This is a genomic window from Rhizobium sp. P1_E1, from assembly GCF_056406015.1.
In genome coordinates this window covers 1-8,719 of record NZ_JBFUAY010000185.1, presented here as the reverse complement: position 1 = coordinate 8,719, position 8,719 = coordinate 1, and the positions used below count along the sequence as shown (strand labels likewise).

The 8,719-nt window shown below is 56.1% G+C and carries 8 protein-coding genes and 2 pseudogenes; 5 read left to right on the top strand and 5 right to left on the bottom strand.

The features are described 5' to 3' along the window. Nucleotides 1-163 (top strand): transposase domain-containing protein (locus tag AC1D1Z_RS30590; RefSeq protein WP_477852611.1); only part of this gene is annotated, 163 nt, incomplete at its 5' end. Between the two features lie 130 nt (nucleotides 164-293). Here the strand turns inward: AC1D1Z_RS30590 and AC1D1Z_RS30585 are convergent. The 5 genes from AC1D1Z_RS30585 to AC1D1Z_RS30565 form a co-directional block, all read right to left on the bottom strand. Beyond that, on the bottom strand, nucleotides 294-593 hold the full coding sequence (locus tag AC1D1Z_RS30585; RefSeq protein ID WP_477852609.1) for a YciI family protein: 300 nt from the start codon (nucleotides 591-593) through the stop codon (nucleotides 294-296). Nucleotides 594-1,020: 427 nt separating this feature from the next. Further along, a complete protein-coding gene (locus tag AC1D1Z_RS30580; protein WP_018517556.1) occupies nucleotides 1,021-1,590 on the bottom strand; it encodes a hypothetical protein in 570 nt (189 codons plus the stop codon). A 33-nt stretch (nucleotides 1,591-1,623) separates the two neighbouring features. After that, on the bottom strand, nucleotides 1,624-2,136 hold the full coding sequence (locus AC1D1Z_RS30575) for a hypothetical protein (protein WP_128408340.1): 513 nt from the start codon (nucleotides 2,134-2,136) through the stop codon (nucleotides 1,624-1,626). A gap of 191 nt (nucleotides 2,137-2,327) precedes the next feature. Then, complete coding sequence (locus AC1D1Z_RS30570; RefSeq protein WP_018517554.1) at nucleotides 2,328-2,765, bottom strand: hypothetical protein; 438 nt, start codon at nucleotides 2,763-2,765, stop codon at nucleotides 2,328-2,330. A 275-nt stretch (nucleotides 2,766-3,040) separates the two neighbouring features. Beyond that, nucleotides 3,041-3,748, bottom strand: a complete 708-nt coding sequence (locus tag AC1D1Z_RS30565) for a RibD family protein (protein WP_065277904.1) — start codon at nucleotides 3,746-3,748, stop codon at nucleotides 3,041-3,043. 263 nt (nucleotides 3,749-4,011) lie between these two features. On the opposite strand from AC1D1Z_RS30565, the pseudogene AC1D1Z_RS30560 reads away from it, so the two are divergent. The 4 genes and pseudogenes from AC1D1Z_RS30560 to AC1D1Z_RS30545 all read left to right on the top strand — a co-directional run. Further along, a pseudogene (locus AC1D1Z_RS30560) lies at nucleotides 4,012-4,421 on the top strand (MFS transporter); the annotation flags it as partial. A 548-nt stretch (nucleotides 4,422-4,969) separates the two neighbouring features. Then, entirely contained in the window at nucleotides 4,970-7,507 is a 2,538-nt protein-coding gene (locus AC1D1Z_RS30555) for a methyl-accepting chemotaxis protein (RefSeq protein ID WP_065277905.1), read from the top strand. 100 nt (nucleotides 7,508-7,607) lie between these two features. Continuing rightward, nucleotides 7,608-8,059, top strand: a pseudogene (locus AC1D1Z_RS30550) (aldehyde dehydrogenase family protein); the annotation flags it as partial. A 262-nt stretch (nucleotides 8,060-8,321) separates the two neighbouring features. Beyond that, nucleotides 8,322-8,719, top strand: a 398-nt coding sequence (locus AC1D1Z_RS30545) for a glutaredoxin family protein (RefSeq protein ID WP_477852605.1), incomplete at its 3' end; no start/stop codon positions are given.

The following is an 8,719-nucleotide window of genomic DNA, read 5'->3' as shown; positions in this document are numbered from 1 at the left end:
CTTCATGGCTACGCTGATCATGACGGCAAAGCTCAACGACATTGATCCGCAGGCGTGGCTTGCCGACATCCTCGCCCGCATAGCCGACACTCCGATCACCAGGTTGGAGCAACTGCTTCCATGGAACTGGACACCGCCGACCATCGACGCTCAAGCGGCGTGACCAGCGGCCTTCACCGTATGCTTACCGTCGATCTGGGGCTGTAAGCGCCGTTGCTGTGGGTGGCTGAATTGAATAGCGCCATGCCATTGGGACTTCGTTTTCCGCCGCGCCGTCTTCTCAGAAAGCGGGTTTAGGTCGTGACCCGCTTATGAGCGAAGATGAATTTTTTCCATCGGCGCACCGTATATTTGCTGAAAATTCCATTCAGGAAAAACGGATCGTTCTCAATATAATCAATCGCCTCCTGCCGCACGTCAGTGTCAAGCAGAATGAGCCCACCGTTTGGAAAGTCGTCGTCATCAGGAAAAAAGCCGCCGCTGGCGATAATGCGATGTTCATTCTGCATTATATAGTCAATGTGCACAGGCCGAATTTGCTGTTTTTTCTCTCGAACATCCGGGTCGTCCACGAACGTTATCGCATAGGCCATGTGCACCTCCTTGCTGACCGTGATAAAAGGGACAATCAAGGCGCAAGATTTGCATTAAACCGCAACCAGTATCCCGTCCTCCTGTCATTAACTTCGTGATCGTCGTGCCGCAATGGTGCCAGACGAATTGCTATAATCTGGGGTTATCACCATATCGGTGGGTCCGATCCGAAAGCGGGCGCCTCGGGAGCGAGACGCTCCGATCTTGGCCTGGAACGTCCAAATACGGGACCGAGGAGTTCGCCGGGGTCTCAAATATGTCTGCCTCGCAGCACTCGCCACGATCGGCGCCATTCCGTTACCGTTCGTGGCGGGACGGGCCTCATCGCCGCTGAACGCAAATGGCGCGTCGAAACGCTCCTGCGTCACGGCACTCAGAGGCGTGGCCAGTCGGTGTCGGCACCACGCTACGTCCGCGCGTCAAAGGCTAAGCGTCGCCGAAGCGCTCAAGCATCTTTCGAAGTTCGATGTTCTGTTGAAGCAGATGCTCGGCCAGTAGGCGTTTAAGCTGTCGGTTTTCCTCATAAAGGACAGTCAGTTCATCGCGCGAAGCGTCGTTCGGTGCCGGCGTTGACTGTCGCTCGGCGACACTCGCGGCTTTCCCGCGTCCAGCCCTTCGCCGGCGCCTCTTGATTGCGCGAGCTTGAGGTTTTGACGCTTCTTCCTCAGGGGACGAATCGACTGCGGCAATCCAAGGCTCGTGTTGAACCGGCGCACCAAGTTGCTCAGTATCCCGCGACAATTCACCAACATTGTCGCCGTCAGCCTCAGCGCTGAAGACAAGATCCTTTTCCGGCGAGGGATGCGGCTGCGATGGCCCATGTTTCTCTGACGCCGTTCCAATCATGTTGGGTTCGAAAAGATGCGGTGCCTCAGCTTGCGCCTGACGAGCCAGAGACTTGAGATCAGCATTCCCCCAGATGGAATCTGGCTGCTTGGCCGACCGACGCCGTCCTGATTTAAATTCGACAACGAATTTTCGCTGCTGTGTTTTCATAAGTGTTCCGTATTTGAGGTGTTTTGCCGATTGTTACGATCCGTCGAATCGCTCAAGCATCCTTTTAAGCTGAACATTCTGCAAATGCAGCTTTTCAGCCAACTGCTTTCTCAGTTGCTTAATGTCCTCATCCAGGCTCATGACGCTCGCAAAGAAGCTCTCATGCGGGGAGATTAGCGGCTCAGGTTGCTGCTTATCAGTACGTGTGGTGTTCTGCACGACAGCATCCGCACGCACGCCCTTTGCGATTTCCGACTTTCTTCCCGCAGCCTTTAAACGGTGATTAATCGCTTTTCTTACCGGCGGTGAGGGCCTGCCATCATCATGTGGGTCAAGTGTAGGGAAATCCACTGGTTGCGAAGCCGCCCGCACGGGAACGACATCGATGACAGCGACGGGGGACGTCGTTGCCGAGACGTCATCAACAGGCAGGTGTTCGTTCTGCGTGGGTCCGTCTGAAGCTTTGGGTAGGTTTGAGGGTGTCTGCTCCCCCTCGCCTTGGCTTAAGTCGCCTTTTAGCTCATCCCCAGTCAAGCCCTCTTGCACGTCTGCCCGCCGCCTTCGCGACGCCAGCTCAGCTAGGAATTTCCATGGTGATTTCATAACGTCTCAACCTCGATCAATTCGCGCGAAACGCTCTCGCTTTTTATCTGGTTTCGCCCCCAGGCGGCACACTCGTCTGATCGAGTTTGCAGTGATCGGGGCCGATCTCACAACCGTCCCCAATTGCTTGATGATCAATCCAGACCCAGCCGTTTGCGCAGATCGGCGTTTTCGCCGCGCAGCTTTTCAGCAAGTGACTTCCGGAGCCTCTTATTCTCTTCCTCAAGCATAAGAAGCTCCGCCATCTCATCGATTGCCGAAGTAGGCGTTTCGATAGGTTGCCGTACTCGCTTAACACGAGTGCCGCTCTTTTGAACCTGAGGCGCTGCTTTTGCACCTCGTTTGCCGGCGGCGGGCGCTGCTGTCGCGACGTTGACGTCATCGGTCTCCTCGCTGCGCTTTCTTCGGCCTCGTTTCACTTTCTCGGTTGTTGCAATAGACGGAGCCGCTGTGGCTTCGAGAGCGGGCTTTTTAACCCGTCGGGCGCGTTGTTTTTTTACCGCAGGCGCCTTTACCGGCATATTCGTCTCGGCACCCACAAGAACGGCGCCTGCATTATCCTCGTCAGCCATTAGTTATCTCCTCTATAGCCAAATATTGTTTTCGGCTGAGGCGACGTCGGAGTCAATGCGGGGGACAGATGACGCAAAGCTCCTAGCTGCAGCGGCCGCACGAGACGTAGTGCGAAAGCATAGACTGCGTTCCAATTGTCGTGGCCGCTCCGTGCAGTTGCAACGACATGAAGGTGATGGGATCGCAGGAGAACCGGTGCGCAAAAGACCATCAACGGCCTTTCCACGGCGGATCAAAACACCATTGGCCAATCAATTGATGAGTGCGTGGTTTCTCAGCTTGGCGTTTTGACGGAGTAGCGCAGGTGAACGGCGCCATGGCCCAATGGATCGCATGATATCAGCGACAATTCGACTTTATCGGCCAAACCCTCTTCCCCAAACTCGATTATACGATCGCTGCCTCTTCTTGCCTCGAGCGCCGGAGCGACGATAAGGCTGAGTTCGTCGACCAAGCCAGCCGCCATCAGCGAACCATTAACATTGGCCCCGCCCTCGAGCAAAACGCGGGTGATACCCAGTTCTTTTCTTAGAAGTTCGAGCATCGCGCCGACGTCAATCTCCTTGTCGTCCGATACCAGATAAGAAACGCCATCACCTGCAAGTTCCGCTAGATGTCGATCGGAAACGTCTGATCCAAGCAACACGATAACATGATCGCCATACAGCTCGTCTTTGGAAAAATGAAGCTTGCCGGAGGGGTCAAGCGCAATCGCAAAACTGGACGCGCCGGGCCGAGCGAAATAATGGGGCCGTTTGGCATCAGGGGTTCCGGACGGAGGATGAGGTCCAGCCTTCGTGATTTCGGCCATCGTCACACGCCCCACCATCCATGCGGTTGCGCTGTGCAACGTGTGAACCTTTTCATAAAGCGACGACCAGTCCGATCGAACGCCGTCCGGGCTCCTAGTCCACCGGCTAGGGTGCAGGCTGCCATCTGGGGAGGTCATCATGAGGCAAATGACTTGAGGTCTATCACTCATACTCGCATTCCCCTTTCGCCATATTTTCGTCCCTTGCCATATAGCGTCTGTCGACCTGATGCTAGCCTTTGAACTCTCACCCGGTCGAGCGAGGATATATCGTCACGCTATATCTCATGGGCCACACGGCGGTGCTTGCCTTCTCGACACGAGATGAAGGGTTGACGCGACGGGTCTGCAGAGTACTTAGGATTGGCGCACCATAACGCAGTGGGCACTAAAAGCTCGAGTCTCAGTGTAGGCCCTCTCGCCTGAAAGCGCCCATGACTGAAAAATCTTCCTATCGCGGAGTGGTTGTCGTCGCGATCATGGCATGCATGGCGATGATCGCCATCGAGGCAACGATTGTTTCAACCGCAATGCCGCAGATCGCTGCCCAACTCGGACAGATCAATCTCTATTCTTGGGTTTTTCCTCATTCCTGTTGACCCAAACGACGACGATCGTCGTCTTTGGCAAGCTTGCGGATATCTATGGCCGCAAGCCGATGGTCCTTGTCGGCATCGCGCTATTTCTGTTTGCTTCGGTGCTTGCAGGGTTCGCATGGTCGATGCCGTCGATAATCGCCTTTCGTCTCCTGCAAGGAATTCGTGCCGGGGCAATTCAACCCGTCACTATGACGGTGGTCGCCGATCTCTTTCCCGGCAATCAGCGTGGCAAGGTCCAAGGTTATACGCGAGCTGGCGACGCTGCGCATTTTCAGTATCCGGAACCGGCCGCATCCCAGATAGCGGCCTTCGTCAAGTATACGTGGAAGGCCTGACCGCGCCTGCTCTGATTGAGCAAGTGCATGAGAACCCGCAGATGTTGGAGATCAGAAGACACCGGAGACCGTTACGTCGAAGTCCGCGCCAGCCAACGGCTGTAGCTGCACAGGGGCAAAGGTCAACTTCGAGGCGTAATAACCGTGGGTAACTTTGCAGCACTGTCGATTTTGCCCATAGTACTCTCCGCGTGAATTCTAGCTGCTCTCCGCTCTTCGCCTCCCCGATGTCTCTTTCAGGCAGCACTGATCCGGCCAGATCGAGTCACGACAGAGTGTTTTCATATTAGCAATAGAAAACTGCGCCAAATGGCCCGCCAAACCTATCCATATAATCTCGACCTATATGTTGCGTCCGACAGGTCACCCGCGACAAGAAACGGTTAACGGCCCTCGCGCACGATGAGCCGCATATCGATGTGACGCGTCTGTAGGCCAGTCACCGGGGGGAGCGAAAAATGAAGATAGACCAAGTGCTGGCGCGTTTCAGAATTCAGACAAAAGTCTTGATATTCATCGTGCCATTCATTGTAAGCATCGTCGCAGTGGGCATTACCGGCCTCTATGCGACCGACACCTTGCGTGGACGCATGACAGTTTCGAACAACATCGTTCAATCTCTATCCGGTTTCAAAGAGGTATCGGCCGCGATGACCGACTTCCTGGCCAACGCAACGGTCGAACGACGGGATCTCGCAGCAGAAAAGCTCAACGAACAGATTTCTATCCTTTCCAACACCATGTCGGATTTGAAACCTGGTGCGGCTGGCCGCGATACGATTGAAGCCTCCCTGGCCACCTCGCAAGACATCGCCGAGAGCATCAAACAGCTCTGGAGCGAGCAGGAGCACAAGACTGCGGTCGTCGTGCAGCTACGTACCCAGCTCGACGGCATCACGAGTTTGCAGAAGAGGATTGGCGCCGAGACGGAAACGCTTGCTGCGCAATTCACCCGCAAGGAGTTTGATACGAAAATTGTCCTGCGCCAGGCGAACCGTGTCGCAAAGGCGGCCGGATTTCTCGACAGTTTGGTCTCAGCATTTCAAACCCGGCCGGATGGAAACGCCAAATTCGACTATTTGGCATCCCAGATGACCGGCTTGCGCAATCAGCAACACGCCCTAGTCGACAGCCTTTCGAACCAGCCTGCCCTTAACAGGACACTTTCGGCAACAATCGACACTTTGTCGCAAATCATCGCCGCCGGCGACAGGTCGGCGACCTCCGCCGATGCGATTTCCGCTGCCGTCCAGGGACTCTCGGCCATATCCGCTGACTTGTTACGGGAGTCCACCAGAAAGATGGATGAAGCCGGCGCGAGGTTTGCTGAATTGGATGGCCCGATGAAAAAAATGACCGTCACGACAGACCGCAGCCGCAAATTGCTGGACAGCGGTTATATCGTGCAGACGACGGCAACACCCTTTATGCTAGCGCCGACCACAGAGAATGCCGCCCAGCTGTCGATGGCAATGCGAAGCCAAGAAAAAAGCGTGCAGAGCTTGGTGGCGGTGTCCGCCAACCTCGGCGCCGTCGCGGATCTTGCAAAGGAGATCGGTGCAACGATCGGCGCGATGAAAACCACCATTGCGGACCTAGTCAACATCGAAACCGAGCGCCAAAAGCGCTTCTCAAACGCCGCCGCGAGCATCAACAGTGTCTGGGAAAACCTAACCCGTTTTGCCGCTGTTCAAGAGCGCACAGCTGCAGCCGAAGGAAGCAATGCAAACTCTGTTTCGGCTGCGGCAACGGCGCTCGGCGTTGCTGTCGCGGCTGTCGCCGGGATAGGCCTCATCCTGACCTTCCGAGGCCCTATACGCGACATCACCAACGCGATGCGACGGCTCGCCGATGGGTCGCTTGAGACCGAGATTATCGGCGTATCGCGTGCTGATGAGCTCGGTGAAATGGCACGCGCGCTCGGCATCTTCAAGCAGAACGCCCTTCAGAAAGCCGTGATTGAGCAGCGATCGGAGGACCAGCGGGTACAGGCTGAGGAAGAACGGCGGCACAATGATCTCCAAAGGTCGCAGGTCGAGCAACAGATTGCCTTTGCCGTCGATGCTTTGGCAAAGGGTATGGAGAGGCTGTCCAAGGGCGACATCTCGCAAACCATCGATACTCCTCTTTACGGAAGGCTCGAGCAATTGCGGCTCGACTTCAATGATTCTGTGGCGCGCCTCAATAGCACGATGGTGCAGATCCACGCCAACACTTACTCGATCCAACTGAATTTGCGCGATCTGTCGGACTCTGCCGACCAGCTTGCAAAGCGCACCGAACAGCAAGCGGCCGCGCTCGAAGAGACAGCCGCGGCCGTTGAAGAGGTCACGACCGCCGTCAAGTCAGCATCGCAAAAAGCGCAGGAGGCCAACAGCGTCGTAACCGAAGCCGAGGATTCTGCCGACGCCTCCTCGCGGACGGTGGAAGAAGCCGTGTCCGCCATGGCGCGTATCGAGGATGCGTCGGGGACGATCGCGCAGATCATCGACGTCATTGACGAGATCGCATTCCAGACCAATCTCCTCGCCCTGAATGCAGGGATCGAGGCCGCGCGCGCCGGCGATGCTGGAAAAGGCTTTGCCGTCGTCGCACACGAGGTTCGCGAACTGGCCCAACGCTCCGCCCAGGCGGCAACACAGATCAAGCAACTGATTGATACATCGTCGCATGAGGTGTCGAGCGGAGCGCAGCTCGTGAATAAAACGGGGGCCGTCATGAACCAGATTTCTCAGAAGGTCCATCTGGCGTCGAAACTGGTTGAGATGATCGCGATGGCCAGCCGTGAACAGTCGGCCGGGTTGAACGACATCAATGCCTCGGTGGCCAGCATGGACAAGATGACGCAAAGGAATGCGGCGATGGTGGAAGAGACAACGGCGGCAACGACACAACTGGCCGGCGAAGCCGACGATTTGATGTCGCTTGTCGGGCAGTTCAAGCTTCAGGCCGTCAACAAGGCCTCGCCCGCACATCTGAAAACGGTGGCAGCCTAGCCACTAGTCCGCTTTGGCCAGTCGGCATGTCGTTCACACCTGGCAGCGCCGACAGCCAGCTTTGTCGCATTGAAGATTGCGCGAATACTAAAATGGCAGATTGGACAACCCTGGCGCCGCCACCGGCGAAATCGTGGGCCGCGTACCAAAGTTGGGCGCGGCCGAAACACTCATGGCGATAAAAGCCGCGTAAATCGCCCAAAGGGAATGGGCAGCACGCACGGCCAATAATCGCTCGGCCGTATAGCGACAATGGTTCGAACTTGTGATGGCGAACTGCCAGGACTTGGGGAGCATTCTCTCCCTAGAGCAGGGAAAGCCGCTCGCCGAGGCGATCGGCGAGATTGCTTACGGCGCTAGTTTCATTGAATGGTTTGCGGAAGAAGCACGTCGCCTTTACGGCGATCTTGTTCCGGGCCATCAACTGGACAGGCGCATCCTCGTGATGAAGTCACCGATTGGCGTCGTCGACGCCGTGGAATTTTCCAAATGCGATGATCACCCGTAAGGCAGTCCGGCCTTTTCGCAGGTTGCGCCATGGTGCTGAAGCCCGAAGGCAAACGTGGCGTGAACATCGGAGTTTTGCGATTTCATCCTGGACGTCACCGCGTCCGCTATAAGCCGAGCTTATGATGTCGTCGATTTGGGACATATCAATCGATCATTTGGGTTCTGTGATGCTCGGCGTCGTGATAGCGTTCAGGGTGTCATCGGTCTGTGCTCATGCCGCGTAGTGGCGGTACTTAATACCGCCCGCTCGCTCAACACGATGACCCTTCGAGGAAACAAAACTCTGCTGGGAGGAGAATTCGCCTTGTCGCCAACCAATGCCGAGTCATCCCTGGAAAGCCGCCCGGAAATCTCTGTCTACTGGATTCCAGGTTGCTCCAGCTGCGTTAAAGTAAAAGAGTTTATTTCGGAACACGGATTGGCGTTTGAATCTCTTAACGTGCTGGAGCGCCCGGAGGCGATGGAAGAGGTCACCAGAGCCGGGCTCCGGGGTGTTCCGGCAGTAAGGCGCGCGAATACTTATGCCTACGCCCAGTCCCTTGATGACGTGGCAGCACTTCTGGGCGTGGCAAACAAACACACCAAATTATCGTGCGACGTTCTGTTCAGCCGGTGGGACGATATCCTGGAAAAGACGAGGGCCATTGTCGCTGCCTTTGACGCGGATGTTCTACAACTGCCTTTGACGCGGATGTTCTACAA